Genomic DNA, 18,035 nt, shown 5'->3' on the forward strand with positions numbered 1-18,035 from the left:
TCGCGACGTGCGGCGACCCTCGGAGTCGGCTCCGAGGGTCGCCGCTTTCTACTTGAAGCGGCGTAGCCGCAGGCTGTTGCTGACGACGAAGACCGAGGAGAACGCCATGGCGGCGCCCGCGATCATGGGGTTGAGCAGGCCTGCGGCGGCCAGCGGCAGGGCGGCCACGTTGTAGGCGAAGGCCCAGAACAGGTTGCCCTTGATGGTGCGCAGAGTGCGGCGCGACAGCCGGATGGCGTCGGCCGCCACGCGCAGGTCGCCTCGTACCAGGGTGAGATCGGAGGCCTCGATGGCCGCGTCGGCACCCGTGCCCATGGCCAGGCCCAGGTCGGCCTGGGCGAGGGCCGCGGCGTCGTTGACGCCGTCACCCACCATGGCGACCGTACGGCCTTCGGCCTGCAGTCGCTTGACGACGTCGACCTTGTCGGCCGGGAGCACCTCGGCGATGACCTCGTCGATGCCCACTTCGGCGGCCACCGTCTTGGCGACGGCTTCGTTGTCGCCGGTGAGCAGCACCGGGGTCAGCCCCAGGTCGCGCAACTGACGGATGGCCTCGGCCGAGGTCGGTTTGACGGTGTCGGCGACGACCAGGACCGCGCGGGCCCTGCCGTCCCAGCCGACCGCGACAGCCGTACGGCCGGCCGCCTGCGCCTGGGTGAAAGCCCGCTCAAGTTCGACCGGGAGGTGCTGCGACCAGTCGGCGAGCAGCCGGGGACGGCCCACCAGCACGGCGTGCCCGTCGACGACGCCCTGGACGCCGAGCCCTTCGACGTTGGCGAAGTCCTCGGGGGTGGGCAACTCACCCGCGCGCTCGGCGGCGCCTCGGGCGACCGCCTGGGCGATGGGGTGCTCGGAGGCGTGCTCAAGGGCTCCCGCCAGGCGAAGTACGCGCGCCTGGTCCTCGCCCTCCGCGAGATGCACGTCGGTCAGGGTCATCTTGCCTTCGGTGACCGTACCGGTCTTGTCGAGCACGACGGTGTCGACCGCGCGGGTGGATTCCAGGACCTCGGGCCCCTTGATCAGGATGCCGAGCTGGGCTCCCCGGCCCGTACCGACCAGCAGCGCGGTCGGGGTGGCCAGGCCGAGGGCGCAGGGGCAAGCGATGATCAGTACGGCCACCGCGGCGGTGAACGCGGCGCCGATGCCGTCTCCGGTGCCGAGCCAGAAACCGAGTGTGCCCAGGGCCAGCGCGATCACGATCGGGACGAAGATCCCGGAGATGCGGTCGGCCAGCCGCTGCACCTGAGCCTTGCCGGTCTGCGCCTCCTCCACCAACTTGGCCATCTGGGCGAGCCGGGTGTCCGCGCCGACGCGGGTGGCGCGGACGAGCAGGCGGCCGCCGGCGTTGACGGTCGCGCCGGTGACCGTGTCGCCGGGCCGTACCTCGACCGGGACCGATTCGCCGGTGAGCATCGAGGCGTCGACCGCGGAGGAACCCTCCTCGATCACGCCGTCGGTGGCGATCTTCTCGCCGGGCCGTACGACGAATCGGTCACCCGCGGCAAGTTGGTCGCTGGGGATGCGGATCTCGATGCCGTCACGCAGCACGGCGACGTCCTTGGCGCCGAGCTCCAGCAGGGCCCGCAGCGCGGCGCCGGCGCGGCGCTTGGAGCGGGCCTCGAAGTAGCGCCCGGCCAGGATGAACGCGGTCACCCCGGCGGCGGCCTCCAGGTAGATGTTGCCTGAGCCGTCGGTGCGCTCGATGGTGAACGCGAACGGGTGGGTCATGCCGGGGGTGCCCGCGCTGCCGAAGAACAGCGCCCACAGCGACCAGCCGAGCGCGGCGATCGTGCCGAGCGAGACCAGGGTGTCCATGGTGGCGGCGCCGTGGCGCAGGTTGGTCCACGCGGCCTTGTGGAAAGGCTGGCCCGCGTAGACGACGACCGGCGCGGCGAGGGTGAGCGACAGCCACTGCCATGAGGTGAACTGCAGCGGCGGGATCATCGCCATCGCGATCACGGGCACGGCGAGCACCACGGCGGTGATCAGTCGCCGGCGCAACGGCCGAAGCTCGTCGGCCGGTTCGCCTTCCGGTTCCCCTTGTGTCGCGTCGCTCTTCGGCTCCGGGGGGAGTGCGGCGGTGTAGCCGGTCTTCTCTACTTCGGCGATGAGGTCGTTTGGGTCGATGCCTTGGCGGAAGGTGACCTTGGCCTTTTCCGTCGCGTAGTTGACGGTCGCGGTGACGCCGTCGAGCTTGTTGAGCTTGCGCTCGATCCGGTTGGCGCACGACGCGCAGGTCATGCCGCCGATGGAGAGTTCGACCGAGTCTTGTGCTCTGTCGTCGGTGAGGGAGGACATCACCTGCTCCTTTCTGTCGTCATGCCTGGCGTCAGTGGTCGTGCTCGCCATGGGAGCCGGGTGTGGTGGGGGTGGTCGCCGGCTTCGGGTTCGAGGTCGCGGTCGGTGCCGGGAGTTCGCCGGCGCGGGCGGTGAAGTCCGCGGTTCGCACGGTTCCCTCGTGCTGGAAGTCCAGGAAGAGGCGGTAGTCGCCGCGGCTGGGCACCTCGGCGTAGAAGGTGATCTCCGGACCGGGCTGAGTCTTGCCGTCGCCGGGTTCCCCGTCGGGGTGTACGTGCAGGTAGGCCAGGTCTCCGGCGCGCAGCGCGACCAGGTGGCCGTAGGCGCCGAGGTAGGGCTGCAGGTCGGTCAACGGGTGGCCGTCCTTGCTCACTTTCAGGGTGAGCTCGCTGGCAGTGCCGGGGGTGAGGGTTCCGTCGAGGGTGACGGTGTAGCCGTCGACCGTGGAGGTACGGCTTGCCGTGGGCAGCGCCTTGGGCTTGTAGTCGCCGCCTGCCCGCAGGTCGGTGCCAAGGGTCAGCCCGGTGCCGCCCTCGGGGGCGAAGTCGGCGAACGCCCGGTAGGGGCCCGCTTCGGGCAGCGTCAGCTTCACCGACCACACGCCGTCGTCAGAGAGTTCGGGGTGCAGGTGCTTGAAGGTGCCCAGGTCGCGGGAGACCACGATGAAGTGCAGCTTCTTGCCGTGCTGCACCTGGTAGCCGGTGACCGGGCGGCCGTCGGGGCCCGTGACGGTGAAGCGGAAGTCGGTGGGCTCGCCCGGTGTGATCGTCGTCGTCTCGGGGGTCAGGGTGTAGCCGTCCTGCGACACTTGAAGCCCTCCTGGGATGGATGCCGCGGTCGTCGCCCGGCTCGGAGCCGGCTGTGCGTGGGCTTGGTGACCAGCGGCCGATCGGCTCGGAGATGAGGCCGTGTGTGCTTGGTGGCCGTTCGCGGCGGGTGGTGTCCCGACCGGGCCCACGGCGTGGCCCACTCCGAGAGCTCCACCGAAGATCACGGCGAGTCCGACGGCATAGGCCCCGAGCTTGACGGGCGCGTTCATGACGATCACTCCTTCGTTACGTGTGGTTCTGTGTGCCGGTCAGGAACGGACCAGGCGGGCGATGGCGTCGGAGGCTTCCTTGATCTTCGCCTCGGCCTCGGGGCCGCCCTTGGCGGTGGCGTCGGCCACGCAGTGCGCCAGGTGCTCTTCCAGCAGGGCCAGGGCGAAGGACCGCAGAGCCCGGTTGGCCGCCGACACCTGGGTGAGGATGTCGATGCAGTACTTGTCCTCTTCGACCATCCGCTGCAGCCCGCGCGCCTGCCCCTCGATCCTGCGCAGCCGCTGCAGGTGGTCCTGCTTGGTGTCGGTGTATCCGGCCATTTCCCCCGCCTCCCCTTACTCCCGTTTCATCTGTTCTAACACCCTACCCCCCTAGGGTATTCGCCTGAGATCCGGTTCCCAATCGAGGCGTTAGACGCCGAGCGATTCCGTCTCCACTGCGGCGCCCGTCTGGGCCGCCGGCTTCGGCGTGCGCATGAGCAGCAGGGTGAGCACGGCGCCCAGTGCCGCCACCGCCGCGGCCCCGATGAAGGCTCCCTGGAAGCCGTCAGTGAGACGGGGAAGGTCGCCAAGCTCGGACGCCCCCCGGGATGTGGCGATCGCGGTCATGGCCGCCAGGCCGAGGGCCGAGCCGACCTGGTAGGTGGTGTTGACGATGCCCGAGGCCAGCCCGCTCTCCTCGGGGCGTGCCCCGGACATGGCCGACATCATCGCCGGGATGTAGGCCAGAGACATGCCGACCGCGGCGATCAGCGAGGCGGGCAGCACGTCGGTGGCGAACGCGCCGTCCGGGCGGACCAGGGACAGGCCCGCCACGCCTGCGGCCAGCACCAGCAGGCCGAGGACGATGAGCGGTTTGGCGCCGAAGCGGCCGAGCAGCCGGGCGGTGATGCCGATCATGAAGATCATGATCGCGACGGTCATCGGCAGCAGTGCCGCACCGCTGGGGAAGGCGCCGTAGCCGAGGACCTGCTGCAGGTACAGGTTGAGGAAGTACCACATCGGGATCCACGCACCGCCGAGCAGCGCCATCGCCAGGTTGGCGCTGGCCAGGCCCGGGGTCTTCCAGATGCCGAGCGGCATGAGCGGCTCGCGGACCGTACGCTGGATGACCAGGAAAAGCGCGAGCAGCGCGATCGCGCCGGCCAGTTCCACCAGCGTGGACGGTGAGCTCCAGCCCTGCTCGGGGGCGCGCACGATGGCGTAGACGGCCAGGGCGATGCCCGCGGTGACGGAGATGGCGCCGAGCACGTCGACCGAGCCGCGCCTGCCCTGGACGGCGGGCAGCAGCGCGGGGACGGCGGCCAACGTGGCCAGGCCGATCGGAACGTAGACGATGAACACCCAGGGCCAGCTCAGGTACTCGGTGATGAGGCCGCCGAGGAACACCCCGGCGGTGCCGCCGGCCGGTGCGGCCGCGCCGTACAGGGCCATGGCCCTGCCCAGCTCACGGGGGTTGTGCCCGAAGAGCATCATGAGCAGCGTCATCGAGGCGGGGGCGATGAGCGCGCCGCCGATGCCCTGGACGCCACGGCCGAGGATCTCGATCCAGGCGTTGCCCGCCGCCGCGGCGACGATGGAACCGGCGATCAGGATGATCCATCCGGTGGTGAAGACCCTGCGGGCGCCGAACAGGTCCGACAGCCGGCCGCCGAGCAGCAGCAGGCCGCCGAAGGCGATGACGTAGGCGTTGAACACCCACTGCAGGTTTCCCTGAGAGAAGCCGAGGTCGCGCTGCATGTCCGGCAGCGCCACCCCGATGATGGAGGTGTCCATGATGACCATGAACTGCGCGGCGGCGAGCACGATGAGTGCCTGCCACCTGCGTGGATTGACGGCGTTCATGCCGCACTCCTTGAATTCCGCGCATCCCTCGCAGAGATGGGAGGATGCGATCTGGGGGTTGGATGTGATGTCGAGTCAGGCCGGCCCCGCAGGTGGGCGTGCACGCCAATGCACGCCCACCGCCTGTTTCTGTCCGGGCGAAGCTCTCTAGGACGCGCTGACCGCTGAGGCCTCGGCCAGCGTGTAACCGGCCCGCTCCACCGCCGCCCTGATCTCCGCATCGGAGAATCCCGCTCCGCTGACGGTGACCACGCCGCCGGCCAGCTCGACCGAGACGCCGCTCACGCCGCCGACCCTGCCGATCTCGGCGGAGACCGACGAGACGCAGTGACCGCAGGTCATCCCGTCGACCGTGTAGACGCTGCCGTCCACTGAGGACTTGACGGTCGCGGTGGCGCTGTCATTCGTTCCGCACGCGCATGCCGTGCACATGAGGTTCTCCTTCCGAGTTAACCCCAGGGGGGTATCTTGTCGTCCGGGAACGTAACATACCCCCCAGGGGTTAGCAACCGTATGGTCGTCTCCCCGCGCGCGGTGCTGATCCGCATTCACGTGCACGCGACTTCCGCCTTGATGGCCGAGTTGCCCGGCCGATCCATCGCATCAGGGGGGAATGTTCGCAGGACGGTGGCGGTATTGACCGGGTGGTTCACCGCGATCAGCTAGTCGTCCCCGGGCGGGCCGGACAGGGGCCCACGGGAGGCCGTATCGAGCGGGATGCCGGGTCGCATCGCGCGCAGGCTGGGCCGCCGTGGGGCTTCAATCGCACGGCCTGCGAGGACGGTTACCTATCATGGGGGCCCATGAGGCACCTGCCGCAGTTGACCGCCCGCCCCGCAGGGGTGGGTGCGCGGCTGCTGCTGGTGCTGGCGGTACTGGCCGGGCTGGTGGCGATGCACCATCTAGCGCCGACCGGCGTGATCAGCGAGGGGGCGGCGACGGCCGCCCACCTCCGCACCCACAATGCGACCGCCGAGGCCGTGGACGCGCCGTGTCATCACCAGGCCCGCGACCATCAATGCCACAGCCACGCCGATCTCTGCTGCGCCGCCGCGAGCCTCTCCGGCACACCACTCCTGCCTGCTGTCGCCGCGACCGCGGTGAGAGCGGCCACGGCCACGCCGCCCGCCCACCGGGTGCCCGGGGCGGCGCTGGGCGGCCGGGCGCCGCCGTCTTTGAACCAACTGCAACTGCTGCGCATATAGGCATGCCCGCTGGCGCCGACCGCCTGGAGGCCGGCTGCCCGCTTCGGCACACCCACATTCGCTCATTCAGCGCAGAAAGTTGCACGCCATGACCGCACACCGCTCCTGTCATATCCGCCGGGCCGCCACGGTGGCCGCCCTCGTCGCCGCCACGATGGTGCTCACCGCCTGCGGCGGTGAGCACGGCCCGGGCAACTCCTCGGGCCACATGGCCGCCGTCTCGGCGTCGGCGACGCCGTCGACCTCATTTTCGACCTCGGCTACGGCGCACAACGCCACCGACGTGTCCTTCGCACAGGGAATGATCCCGCACCACCGTCAAGCGGTGCAGATGGCCGACCTCGCCGCCACCCGGGCATCCTCCCCACAGGTCAAGGACCTCGCGGCGGAGATCGGCAAACAGCAGGAGCCGGAAATCGCGACGATGTCCGGATGGCTGACGTCCTGGGGCGAGCAGGTGCCCCAGGACATGCCGGGGATGGACCACTCCGGTCAGGACATGCCAGGGATGATGGGCGCCGGCGAGATGGACCAGCTGTCGAAGGCCTCCGGCAAAGCGTTCGACACCGCGTTCCTGCAGATGATGGTCACCCACCATCAGGGTGCGATCACGATGGCGAAAGCCGAGAGGTCCACCGGCTCCTACCCACCCGCCAAGGACATGGCGAAGGCCATCATCGCTTCGCAGAGCAAGGAGATCGACCAGATGAACTCCCTGCTCGGCGCCGGATAACTCCCGTTCCTGACCGATGCCGGTCCCGCGTGACCATCGCGGGCCCGGCGGTCCGGGAATGAATCCCCTTGCGTCGTATACCCCCCACAGGTATATCGTCGGCATGGATGTCGGGCAGAACAGCCCGTAACGGAAGAGGTAGGACAACGCCATGGACCACTCCGTCCACGACCACAGCGTCCACGGTCACGCCGAGCACGTCAGCGCGCCCGGCGACTCCTCATGGCGCACCGCCGTGCAGGCGACGCTGCACTGTCTGACCGGCTGCGCCATCGGCGAGGTCCTCGGCATGATCATCGGTACCGCGGCCGGACTGCACACGGGCGCCACCGTGGTGCTGTCGATTGCGCTCGCCTTCGTCTTCGGCTACGCGCTCACCATGGCCAGAGGCCGCGGGCATGCCGTCGTCCACGCCTACCACCACTGATCAGCCAATCCGCGGGCACGGAGACGGGACCGGCCGCAGGACCTCCATGGTGTTCGGCCACACCGACGCCGGATCACGGTCGGACGCGAGCGGGCTGATCGACCCCGATCCGCTCGGCCACTGCGGCCTGGAAGTGAGCACAGCTCGTGAGGTCCTCGTGGTCGCAGTCCAGGGCGCAGTCGATGAGTTCCAGTGAGGCCTGTGCCTGGGCGATACGGTAGGCCAGGTCCCCGCGATGGCGGCGCAGGATCTCGCGTCTGGCGGCCGGGGTGGAAACGGCGATCATCTCGCGGATGTCGTCGAGGCCGAACCCTGCTTCCTTGGCACGCAGGATCACCGCGACGCGATAGAGGTCATCGGGTCCGTAGCGCCGACGTTCTCCTTCCACCCGGGCGGGCGCCAGCAGCCCCATGGACTCCCAGTACCTCAGCACATGCGTCGCCAGTCCGAATCGCTGGGCGATCTCGCCGATGCTCATCACCGCACCGTCTCCGGTTGACTTCATGTCGACATTAAGTCGCATCCTGGCTCACATGTCCAAGACCACCATGACAAAGCAGGCGGCCGACTCGGCAGAGCCGCTTATCCGGCTTCTCGACGCGGCCGATGCCCTCCCGCTCTTCACCGCACTGCGCGCTCGATCATATGAACTGCTTCAGCTCACCACCGGCTCCTTCGTGGTCGATGTCGGCTGTGGAGCCGGTCGCGCGGTCGCCGTTCCTACTGTCGAAGGCGGTTGGCCGGTGGTTCCCTGTCGGGAGGCACCGGCCTGTTGGGTGTCATCCGTTGTGGGTTGTCAGGCCGGACCCGTCGTCGCCTCCGCTCGTCGTGTTCTCCGGGCCGGTGGGGGCGGGGCCAGATGGGCTGGGGATCGGCATGGGGACCGCCTCGCAGGGGGCAACCTCCCCCTCGACCACGCTCAGCGACGTCGCCTGCGGCGCCCGGTCCGGGTGGGCTTGGTCGAAGGAGACCGTCAGGACCAGCGTCCTGCCGGCCGTGGTCTGCCCCTCGCTGATCTGGAAGGCGATTCCCTTGCCATCGTTTCCGATGCCTACCAGCATCCCCCCGCTCCCGGCCGCGGGCTTGCCCCGGGGCTGTTTGCAGGTCTGCCCCGCAGGCAGGTAGTCCACTGCGGCGTTGACCCCGGCGGCGGCAAGCTTGGCCTGCAACTCCTTGGGATCGCGGAACTCGTTGATCTGCACCTCGACCGTTCCGTCCGCGCGCTTGTCCACCGCGAAGGCCGGGGTCCCGGCTCCGCCGTACAGGGTGACCACCACCGTCGCGGCTGCCGCGGTGGCCAGCCCGGCGAGGACCCCGATGCGACCGGCCGGCCGCCGCCGCGCCGGCGATGGCTCCGGGCTCTGCGGGACCGTGCCGCGACCACCTTGACCAGTTCCGCTTCCAGCCGGCCTTCGAAACCACCTCGGTGAACGCGACGGGATCGGTCCCGATCGTCCGCACCGGTGGCTCGGCCCGTGCACCCATCTGCGACTCCCTTCGATCACTCCTACATCGGTGAGTGGTCGGTAGAGGTGAAGGCGTTACCCGAGCAGGTCAGCGAGTGTACGAGCCGCCTGTTAAGCGCGCAGAAGGCGTCGGTCACGATCGCGATCTCCCTAGGTGGTCTTCAACTGCGCGGACATGCCGTCGGAGACCGGCGAAACCCCGATCCCGCGTCGGCGGCCTTCTCGAAGCCTTCCGTCGCGGCGGCCGGTACCCCGGCAGAGGTCAAATCCTGGTCCTACTCAATGTGGGACGTTCCCGGGGCCACCCGGTGAGTTATCGGGGAACTTCTTCTGCCGCACGGCGAGTTGGAGCAGGTGATGAATGGTTTTCCGCTTACGGCGCATCGTGTTGGCCGGCGAAGGTCGACGACAGCGCGACGCGGGGATCCCGGAGCCGGCTTGACCGGCGTGCCGCACCCCGACCCCACCCCTAATCGGGTTGAAAAGCATTTGTTCGAAAGGAAGGATCGATAGAGGTGAATCCCTGATTGATGACTCCGTCATCGCGAGAACATGAGTACGGCATTCTCTGTCAGCGACGAGCGGCAGGCAGAACACGCCGCGAAGGAGTTCCCTTATGCATGTGAATGTCTCGCCCGCCACGCTTTCGCGCCTCCGTACCGCCCTCACCGGCAGGGTGATCGAGCCGGATGACGACGGGTACGACCGGGCACGCGCCGTCTACTACGGCGGGTTCGACCGCCGGCCGTCGGCCGTCATCCGGCCCGCCGATGCCGCCGACGTCGCGCGTGTCATCATGTTCGCCCGCGATACCGGGATAGAACTGGCCGTCCGCGGCGGCGGCCACAGCAACGCCGGCCACAGCGTCTCCGAGGGCGGCATCGTGCTCGACCTCAGAGATATGCGCGCGATAGACATCGATGTCGAAGGACGAACCGCGTGGGCCCAGGGCGGGTTGACCGCGGGCGGGTTCACCGCCGCGGTGGGCGCCCACGGCCTGGCGACCGGCTTCGGCGACACCGGCACCGTGGGCATCGGGGGGATCACCCTCGGAGGCGGCATCGGGTTCCTCGTCCGCAAGCATGGCCTCGCCCTCGACAACCTGCTGGCCGCCGAGATCGTGACCGCGGACGGCGAGCTGCGCCACGTGGACGCGCAGACCCATCCGGACCTGTTCTGGGCCATCCGCGGCGGCGGCGGCAACTTCGGTGTCGTCACCCGCCTGCAGTTCAAGCTGCAGCCGTTGGAGTCGATCGTGGGCGGGATACTGGTCCTTCCCGGGACGGCCGAGGTCATCGCCTCGTTCATCGCCGAGGCGGATGCGGCGCCGGAGGAGCTCTCGACGATCATCAACGTCATGCCCGCGCCCCCGATGCCGTTCCTGCCGGAAGAGTGGCATGGTCAGCTGATCCTCATGGCCTTCATGGCCTACGCCGGCGACAGCGAGGCGGGCGAGCGGGCGCTCGCTCCGTTCCGTGCGCTGGCCACTCCCCTTGCCGACATGCTCCAGACCATGCCCTACTCGGGAATGTTCGCGTCGGAAGAGGAAGAGGACCAGACGACCGCGGTGGCACGGACGATGTTCATCGACACCGTCGACCGAGGCGTGGCCGACACGATCGTCGAGTATCTCGAGTCATCCGACGCGTCGATGCGCGCCGTGCAGCTCCGGGTGCTCGGCGGGGCGATGGCCCGCGTGCCGGTCGACGCGACCGCGTTCGCGCACCGCAACAGCAAGATCATGGTGAACGTCGCGGCGTTCTACGAGCGCCTCGAGGAGCGGGCCATTCGCGAGGCCTGGGTCATCGAGCTCTCGGGGGTCCTCCGTCAGAGCGATGCGGGGGCCTACGTCAACTTCCTTCAGGACGAGAGCATCGATCGGGTCCGCGCCGCGTACCCGGGCGAGACCTGGAACCGGCTCAGGGCGATCAAGGCCGAGTACGACCCGACCAACCTCTTCCGGCTCAACCAGAACATCCCGCCGGCGACCGATTGACCTCACGCGTAACAGCAGCGGAGCGCCGCGGCCTGCCCATGGGTTGAGGGGCAGGCCGTGCTCGCCGCCGCAGGCTCAGGAGGCCGCGGCCAGCTGGTCGGGCGGAATGGGCACACCGTAGTGCGGCAAGCTCCCTACCGGCTCGGATCTGCGTATCGCCTCCTGCACCGACGAAGTCGCGACGATGGCGATGAAGATCGCGCTGACCACGGAGGCGCGTGGCACCCAGTTCCCAGTGGTGAACAGCCAAGCGGTGAGAAGGTAGCCGGCCACCGCGATGGTGAAGCCGGCCAGAACCCTGTAGGTCATGTCCTCGGTGTACGGCAGGAACGCTACCTCGAAGAAGAGACACGCGCCCATGGCCAAGGGCGCGGCGGCCGCCACGAACGCCCAGCGCGGCAGCCTGACGGCCCAGCCGAGCAGGAATCCCAGCGGGAACGGCACGAGTCCCTGGACCACCGTGATCGCGAAGTCGTCTTCCGGGTGGAAGTAGATCCCGATGAGCAGCTCGGCCACCGCGATCACGGCCCCGACCAACGCGGCCCGGCTTAATGCGTTCACATCCCGATTTTTCCATTTAGATCATCCCGGTGGTAGCCCATTCGCAAAGGCGGCGGGGCTACTCGGCGTCCGTGCGGGACGGGGGCGCTTCGTCCCAATCCATGAAGACCACCGGCACCTTGTTGTCCAGCACCACCCGGCCGAGCAGGTCCGCGAGCCTGCCGCGATCGGCTTCGCCGAGGGCCGCCGGGAGCATCTCGACCCGACGGCAGGTCTCGGTGTAGAACCCCTTGGCGAGCTCGTCGCCTGCCGCGGTGAGCGTGACCTGGACCGCACGCCGGTCCTGCGGGTCCGTCTCTCGCCGCACCAGGCCGCGCTCGGCGGTCCGGTCCACCAGGCCCGTGAGGCTCGACTTCGCGAGCCCGAGCACCCCGCCCAGGTCGCTCATGCCGTACGGCCGCGCCATCAGCACGCAGAGCAGTTGGCCCTGCTGTGGGGTCAGCCCGTACTCCCTGGCCGCCTCGGCGTACACGGCGTTCACCAGGAACGAGGAGCGCACCAGCGCGGTGACGACCCCCATGTGCTCATCCGCGGACTTCCCCACTCACCGACCTCCTCGTTGGACTGGCGAGTACGCCCAGCTCCAAGCTAGCACATAGTTCGCTACCCGAACTATCTGGTGTGCCTGCTACCCGGCGGTCAACGGAGAGCAGCGGGCGTGAATGCCGCGCCCGCCGCTCTATGGCCGTCCGGCTATGCCGTAGGCGGCCCCGAAGGTGTCCAGCCGTCCGGATGTCCGGAAGGAACGGCCCCGCTCAAACGACGAGCCTCGCGTAGCCGACCTGCCAGCTCCGCTCCTTGGCGTCGGAGACTCTCTTGTTCACCGCCTTTGTGCTGTGTTGCGTGTAGTAGATTCCTCGCTCGCTCGACGCCGTCTTCTTGGTGACGATCGACATGTGCTCGGGCCCGTTGTGGTTTCCCGGGTCGAAGTCCCAGTACATGATGTCCCCGACGCGCACGTCGGAGAACTTCGACCGCCATTGGATCCGGTGCCGGGCGGTCATGTGGTTCATGCTGTTCGTGACGACGATGAAGGTCTTCGAGTCCTTGCCGACGGGGCTGGCCCAGAACCAGTTGTAAAGGTGCGCTCGTTTCTGCGCCGCGCTGCTCCCGTAGTTCCGGATCTCCCTGGCGCCGCCGCCGAACTTCAGCGCCTTGGACGCGAAGTTCGTGCAGTCGCCGCCCCGCTGCCAGAAGCCGTCGTACTCCTGGTGGCTGTTCCAGTGCTTCAGCGCCCAGTTCGCGATGCCGGACGCGCTCACGGAGTTGACCGAGCTTGAGCCGCCCGGGTCCTCGGTGGGTTCGGGGATGCTCGCGTCCACGTTCATGTCAGCGGTCAGGGACTCGTCCGGGTAGACCTGGGCGTCGGCCGAGTCGCCGTCCGTCTGGCCGACCAGGCCACTGGCGGAGCCGTCGATGTACTGGTCCTGGCCGGTCAGCACGGCCTTGAAGAAGTAGTCCTCGGCGTTCTCCTCTTCCTGGGTGGTCTTCTCGCCGGTCGGGTCGCGCTGGATGCGGGACTGGGCGACGGTCGCGCGGACGGTGGTGGTCCTGCCGTCGGCGGACAGGGAGACGAGAAGGTCGCTCAGTGTGGTCGTCGAGCCCTCCTGTGCTCCGCCGTCCGCGTCCACCGTGGCCTTGCCGGCGAGGAGCGCCTGCTCGTCGGCGAGGAGCAGTGAGTCGAAGCGGTAGCCCTGCGCGTGCGCGCCGATCGCGTCGGAGGCGCTCGCGAAGCGTCCCTCGACGATGCCTTCCCGGCTGTCCAGGTACTGGCTGACCGCGTCGACGTACTCCTGCCGGTCGGGGACGGCCTGGGGTTTCATGGCCGAGCTGGTGCTCCAGGCCCCGTTGCCCTGCTCGTTCTTGGCCCGCACCCGGAAGGAGTACGCCGACCCGTTGGTGAGCCCGGTGACGACGACGCTCGGCTCGGTCGGAGCCAGGGTTCGGACGACGGCCCCGGTGCCGCCGAGGACCTCCAGGTCGAACCCGGTGATCCGCGGGTCGCCCGTTGATTCGGACGGTGGTGCCCAGGTGACCAGCGCGCCTCCGTCACCCGGGCGGACGCTGACGTTCTGCGGTGTCCCGGGAACGGCCGGCGGGACGTAGGCGACCGTGATGGTGAGGGGGGTGGTCGCGCCGGAGGACCCGAAGGTCACCTCCGGTGTCGCCGGGTCATCCGCGCGCAGCGCGAGTTCCGGGAAGCTCTCGCCGTCCTGGCGTGCCGCCTGTACGGAGCCGGTGATGTCGATCTTGGAGTTGGTGAGGTCCGCCTGGGCGAACGGCTCATCCAGCAGCTTGGACGAGACGTCGGCTCCCGTGGCGTCGGCGGCGGGGTCGTCGGTCATCTCGTAGGCCGACACCTTGACCGTCGCCGGGCAGGCGGCGGCACAGGTAGGGGTTCCCAGGTCGAGCGTCGCGGAGGTGATCTCCGAGCCCGCTGGAATCGCGCTCAGATCGGCCTTGAACGAGGAGACCTGACCGCCTCCCACCTGGAAGGCGCTGACATTTCCCAGTTGGCAGGGGTTGCCGCCGCACGCGTCCGTGCCGGACTTAGCGGCGCGTATGGTCAGCACGCCGGCGCCGAGAACCGTGGACCGGGTGGGCTTCTCCGCGCCCGGTTGCGGGGCCGTGAAGGCGACCAGTGCCGTTCGGGCGCTGCAGGTGGTGCCGACGCATGCCTCCATCTGCCACTTGTAGCCGCGTCCGGGGCTGACCAGGCCATCGGCGACCTTCAGGCCTGCGCGCCGGCCGCTCTGCACCGTGCTGGAGGCGACCGGGCTCGGCCCGACAGGGGCGCCGGCGCTGTCGAAGAGGTAGAACCTGCCGGTCAGGGCCTGCCCCGAGGGACGCGAGACCACGCCGGACAGCACCAGTGCGGACGGGTCGCTCAGACCGGTCGCCAGGCCGGATGGGACCTCGGGGACATCGGTCGCCAGGGGCGTCCACGCCGACCAGCCGCTCGCGCCCGTCTGGCTCATCGCCTTGACGCGGAACCGGTACGCCCCGGGGTTCCGCAGGATGCCCGAGGGCACCTTCCAGGTCGCGGTTGCACCGGAGGCGACCCCCTTGGGGCCTTCTGTGGCGATCACATCGCCGCCGCCCGCCTTCGTCATCTCGAACGTGTAGTCCAGCGGCTTGCCGTTCGGATCGGCCGCCTTCGCCGACAACGTGGGGGTGAGGCCGGCGACGCTGTTGACGCCCGGGTCCGACGAGGCCCTGGGCGTCATGTCGAGCCCCGTGGGGACGCCGAGCCGGTAATTGAAGGTGACGCTGAGAGCGGGCTCCTTGTCGCCCTGCGCGCCGGACACGTAGTTCGAGGAGTAGTACCGGCGCCAGGTCGAAGCGTCCTTCTCATTGGCTCCGCGTAGCTGGATGCCGTAGTTCGGCTGCCCGTCGGCCCACGCCTGGACGATGGCATCGGTGTCCCAGTGCATGAAGTCCTGGGGGCAGCTCGCGGCACCGTGCGCGGTCTTCGTGGTCACGGCGCCGGTGGTCGTCGTGGCCGGCTCCGAGCCGTACTTGATGGTGTCGGGATCCCAGGCCCCGGTGACGCGGCGCGCCTGCACGCCCGCGCTGGGATCCACGCACACCGACGACCAGAACGTCCACAGCCGCAGGTCGGTGTCCACGATCGAGGTGCCGCGCAAGTCCTCGACGTGACGGAACTTCAGGTACGAGCGGGCGACGTGGGAGCCGTCGTAGGTGCCGGCCTTCAGCTCGGTCGAACCGCGCTGGGAGTCGGGGATGTCGCTCTGCACCCAGGTGTCGGTCTCCACGGTGAGGGTGCTGGTGGGGTCCACGGTGACGGGGTACTTCACCCGCGGGTCCGCGAGGAAGCCCACGTCCGGCTTCAGCACGAGCACGGCCCCGCCGGCGGTCCGCTCGACCGTCGTGTCGATCGCGGCCTGGTGTACGGGCTCGCCGGACCGTTGATCGGTCGTGGAGTCCCACATGCGGGGGGCGGGAGCCGAGGCCAGCAGCCTGCCCGCCGCGTCCTGCAGATTCAGGCCGTGGTCGGCGGCCTCCAAGAGCGTCAGGCCCTTGGTCGCCACCGGAAGCCTGAGCTCCAGCGGCTCGGTCGGACGCCTGCGCAGGACGAGGGAGTGGCTGAACCCGTTCGGCAACGCCTTCACCGTGAGGTCGGCCCCCGGCACGACGTCCTTGTAGGTCGCCGTGTCCCCCTTGACCCGCGGCGCCGGTAACTTCCTGTCCCAGGAGACCGCGAACGAGCGGTCGGCTCGCCGGACCTCGGCGAACGGCTCGCCCCCACCGCCGGACACCTGCACGTCCGACGCGGTGACCTTCGGACGCAGGCCCGCGTCGCCATCCCGGACCAGGGACGTGTCGATCGGGCGCCAGGTGCCACCGTCCTTGACGCGTACCGGGCCGGGGAACGCCTCCAGGGTGAACGTGCCGTCGGGGTTGGCCCAGATCGACGAGCTCTCGGTCTTCTCGCCCTCCAGCTCCACCCGCGTGCCCTGCGCCTTCGCCGCTCGCGCGGCGGCCACCCGGTCGGACGGGGGCGCCACGTCGTCGGCCACCGCGGCCGGTGGACCGAGCACAGGCGCGGTCAAGGACGCGGCGACCACCAGGGACGCCAGCCCGGCACGCGGTGCGGGAAATATGGATCGGTTGATATCTCGACCCCTTTCTGGGTGATCATCGGTTCCATGGAGGGGCGGACGCGGTCTCGCGACGTTCGCGCCCTGCCACCGGAGTCTCCGGTGACCAGAAACCGGCCCAATTTTCAGCGTGAGCACGGCCGGCGGCGTAGTTCTTTCCATCCCAGCGCAAACTCCCTGGTGGCCGCCGTGCGGACATGCGACGAGGATTCAGGACGGCTGCGCGGCTCCCGTCGGGCGAGCTTGACTCCGGCCTTCGACGGCCTTGTAGATATTTCCGTCCGAGTGCAAAATTGCGGACGGCACGTAAGGGCATGTCGATCGAGGGCGTCCATGGCGCTGAGGATTCACTTCACGGGCGAGGATCTCGCGCGAGTTCGCATCGCCCCTGAATGCGACGCGCTGTGGGAGGTCATGCTCAGCCTCTACAGGTTGCGCCGCCGGGAGCGCACCGTCGTCTTCGGCCAGTGGAAGAACGACACGCTGGCGAAGGCGCCCGCGGCGACCCCGATCCTGACGACCCTGGCGCCGGCGGGTCACGTCCAGCGGAGTGGTGTATGAGTCAGCCTTCGCGGGATCCGTTTCTGCAGGTTAAGCGGTGAGGGTGTCGGGGAGTTGGTGCGCGGTCGGTGTGTCGCTGTTGATGAGTTTCAGGCGTGCTTTGGCCAGGACCTCCACGCCCATGTAGCGGCGGCCCTCGCTCCACTCGTCGGTCTGTTCCGACAGCACCGCACCCACCAGGCGGATGATGGCCGGCCGGTCGGGGAAGATCCCCACCACGTCGGTGCGGCGGCGGATCTCCTTGTTCAGTCGTTCTTGGGGATTGTTGGACCAGATCTGCTTCCAGATCTCTTTGGGGAAGGCGGCAAAGGCCAGCAGGTCCTCCCGGGAGATCTCCAGATGATCGGCGGCAGCCGGGAACTTGACGGCCAGAGCATCGATGACCCACTGGTGCTGGCTCAGCACCGACTCGGGAGTGTCTTGGTCGAAGACGGTGCGCACCAGGGTGGCCACCCACATCTGAGCCGACTTGGGGACGCAGGTCAAAAGGTTGCGCAGGTAGTGGGTGCGGCAGCGTTGCCAGGACGCCCCGGGCAGGCAGGCGCCGACGGCGTCGACCAGCCCGGCGTGCGCGTCGGAGATGACCAGTTGGACGCCGGTCAGGCCGCGGGCGACCAGGCTGCGCAGGAAGGCCAGCCAGCCCGCGCCGTCCTCGCGGCTGGTGACCTCCAGGCCGAGGATCTCCCGCTGCCCGCCTGCGTTGACGGCGGTGGCCACCAGGACGTGCACGTTGATGATCCGTCCGCCCTCGCGGACCTTCTGGGTCAGGGCGTCCAGCCAGAGGAAGGTGTAGGGGCCGGCGTCCAGGGTGCGGGTGCGGAACGCCTCCACTTGCGCATCCAGGGTCTTGGCCATCTGGCTGACCTGGCTTTTGGAGATACCGGCGATGCCGAGTTGCTCGACCAGCTTGTCAACCCGGCGGGTGGAGACTCCTAGCAGGTAGGAGGTGGCCACCACGCTGATCAGTGCCTGCTCGGCCCGGCGGCGGCGTTCCAGCAGCCAGTCGGGAAAGTAGGAGCCCTGCCGTAGTTTCGGGATGGCCAGCTCGATCGTCCCGGCCCGGGTGTCCCAGTCCCGGGCGCGGTAGCCGTTACGAGAGTTGGTGCGCTCGCTACTGCGTTCGCCGTAATCGGCTCCGCATCGGCTGTCGACCTCTGCCGACATCAACGCCTCGGCCATGGTCTTCACCATGGATCGCAACAGATCCGGATCTTGAGCCTCGATCTGCTTCGCCAGCCAGCTTGCGGGGTCCACACTGTCGTTCACGGCCATCGCTTTCTCT

The 18,035-nt window shown here is 69.0% G+C and carries 16 protein-coding genes; 5 read left to right on the plus strand and 11 right to left on the minus strand.

Features of this window, described 5'->3' with window-relative positions:
* Window positions 1-48: 48 nt before the first annotated feature.
* From ACOZ38_RS42110 to ACOZ38_RS42130, 5 genes are all read right to left on the minus strand, one after another.
* Window positions 49-2,298, minus strand: a complete 2,250-nt coding sequence (locus ACOZ38_RS42110) for a heavy metal translocating P-type ATPase (protein WP_424536433.1) — start codon at window positions 2,296-2,298, stop codon at window positions 49-51.
* 31 nt (window positions 2,299-2,329) lie between these two features.
* Window positions 2,330-3,106 carry a hypothetical protein gene (locus ACOZ38_RS42115; RefSeq protein WP_424536434.1) on the minus strand — a complete coding sequence of 259 codons (777 nt, stop codon included), beginning with the start codon at window positions 3,104-3,106 and terminating at the stop codon, window positions 2,330-2,332.
* A gap of 270 nt (window positions 3,107-3,376) precedes the next feature.
* Entirely contained in the window at window positions 3,377-3,658 is a 282-nt protein-coding gene (locus tag ACOZ38_RS42120; protein WP_424536435.1) for a metal-sensitive transcriptional regulator, read from the minus strand.
* 90 nt (window positions 3,659-3,748) lie between these two features.
* Complete coding sequence (locus ACOZ38_RS42125; RefSeq protein ID WP_424536436.1) at window positions 3,749-5,182, minus strand: MFS transporter; 1,434 nt, start codon at window positions 5,180-5,182, stop codon at window positions 3,749-3,751.
* A 147-nt stretch (window positions 5,183-5,329) separates the two neighbouring features.
* Window positions 5,330-5,614: a heavy-metal-associated domain-containing protein gene (locus ACOZ38_RS42130; RefSeq protein WP_424536437.1), complete on the minus strand. Its 285-nt coding sequence runs from the start codon at window positions 5,612-5,614 to the stop codon at window positions 5,330-5,332.
* 371 nt (window positions 5,615-5,985) lie between these two features.
* Here ACOZ38_RS42130 and ACOZ38_RS42135 point away from each other — a divergent pair, with 371 nt between their 5' ends.
* The 3 genes from ACOZ38_RS42135 to ACOZ38_RS42145 all read left to right on the plus strand — a co-directional run bounded on the left by ACOZ38_RS42135 (window position 5,986) and on the right by ACOZ38_RS42145 (window position 7,547).
* A complete protein-coding gene (locus ACOZ38_RS42135; RefSeq protein WP_424536438.1) occupies window positions 5,986-6,387 on the plus strand; it encodes a DUF6153 family protein in 402 nt (133 codons plus the stop codon).
* 88 nt (window positions 6,388-6,475) lie between these two features.
* Window positions 6,476-7,120: a DUF305 domain-containing protein gene (locus ACOZ38_RS42140; RefSeq protein ID WP_424536439.1), complete on the plus strand. Its 645-nt coding sequence runs from the start codon at window positions 6,476-6,478 to the stop codon at window positions 7,118-7,120.
* A 151-nt stretch (window positions 7,121-7,271) separates the two neighbouring features.
* Window positions 7,272-7,547, plus strand: coding sequence for a DUF4396 domain-containing protein (locus tag ACOZ38_RS42145; protein ID WP_424536440.1), 276 nt, complete (start codon window positions 7,272-7,274; stop codon window positions 7,545-7,547).
* Window positions 7,548-7,620: 73 nt separating this feature from the next.
* Here the strand turns inward: ACOZ38_RS42145 and ACOZ38_RS42150 are convergent, their stop codons facing one another.
* Together ACOZ38_RS42150 and ACOZ38_RS42155 are read right to left on the minus strand one after the other, a co-directional pair.
* A complete protein-coding gene (locus ACOZ38_RS42150) occupies window positions 7,621-8,025 on the minus strand; it encodes a MerR family transcriptional regulator (protein WP_424536441.1) in 405 nt (134 codons plus the stop codon).
* Window positions 8,026-8,326: 301 nt separating this feature from the next.
* Complete coding sequence (locus ACOZ38_RS42155) at window positions 8,327-8,824, minus strand: hypothetical protein (protein ID WP_424536442.1); 498 nt, start codon at window positions 8,822-8,824, stop codon at window positions 8,327-8,329.
* 805 nt (window positions 8,825-9,629) lie between these two features.
* Here ACOZ38_RS42155 and ACOZ38_RS42160 point away from each other — a divergent pair.
* Entirely contained in the window at window positions 9,630-11,009 is a 1,380-nt protein-coding gene (locus ACOZ38_RS42160) for an FAD-binding oxidoreductase (protein WP_424536443.1), read from the plus strand.
* A 75-nt stretch (window positions 11,010-11,084) separates the two neighbouring features.
* Here ACOZ38_RS42160 and ACOZ38_RS42165 read toward each other — a convergent pair whose 3' ends face one another.
* From ACOZ38_RS42165 to ACOZ38_RS42175, 3 genes are all read right to left on the minus strand, one after another.
* Window positions 11,085-11,570 carry a hypothetical protein gene (locus ACOZ38_RS42165; RefSeq protein WP_424536444.1) on the minus strand — a complete coding sequence of 162 codons (486 nt, stop codon included), beginning with the start codon at window positions 11,568-11,570 and terminating at the stop codon, window positions 11,085-11,087.
* Between the two features lie 58 nt (window positions 11,571-11,628).
* A complete protein-coding gene (locus tag ACOZ38_RS42170) occupies window positions 11,629-12,114 on the minus strand; it encodes a MarR family winged helix-turn-helix transcriptional regulator (protein ID WP_424536445.1) in 486 nt (161 codons plus the stop codon).
* Between the two features lie 211 nt (window positions 12,115-12,325).
* The gene (locus ACOZ38_RS42175) at window positions 12,326-16,144 is read right to left on the minus strand and encodes a DNRLRE domain-containing protein (RefSeq protein WP_424536446.1); all 3,819 of its coding nucleotides are present in this window, start codon (window positions 16,142-16,144) and stop codon (window positions 12,326-12,328) included.
* 381 nt (window positions 16,145-16,525) lie between these two features.
* On the opposite strand from ACOZ38_RS42175, the gene ACOZ38_RS42180 reads away from it, so the two are divergent.
* On the plus strand, window positions 16,526-16,753 hold the full coding sequence (locus ACOZ38_RS42180; protein WP_424536447.1) for a hypothetical protein: 228 nt from the start codon (window positions 16,526-16,528) through the stop codon (window positions 16,751-16,753).
* A gap of 30 nt (window positions 16,754-16,783) precedes the next feature.
* Here the strand turns inward: ACOZ38_RS42180 and ACOZ38_RS42185 are convergent, their stop codons facing one another.
* Window positions 16,784-18,025 (minus strand): IS256 family transposase, encoded by a 1,242-nt coding sequence (locus ACOZ38_RS42185; RefSeq protein WP_424536448.1) that lies wholly within the window; start codon window positions 18,023-18,025, stop codon window positions 16,784-16,786.
* Between the last annotated feature and the right edge of the window lie 10 nt (window positions 18,026-18,035).

The organism is Sphaerisporangium viridialbum (assembly GCF_049674955.1).
GTDB lineage: Bacteria > Actinomycetota > Actinomycetes > Streptosporangiales > Streptosporangiaceae > Sphaerisporangium > Sphaerisporangium viridialbum.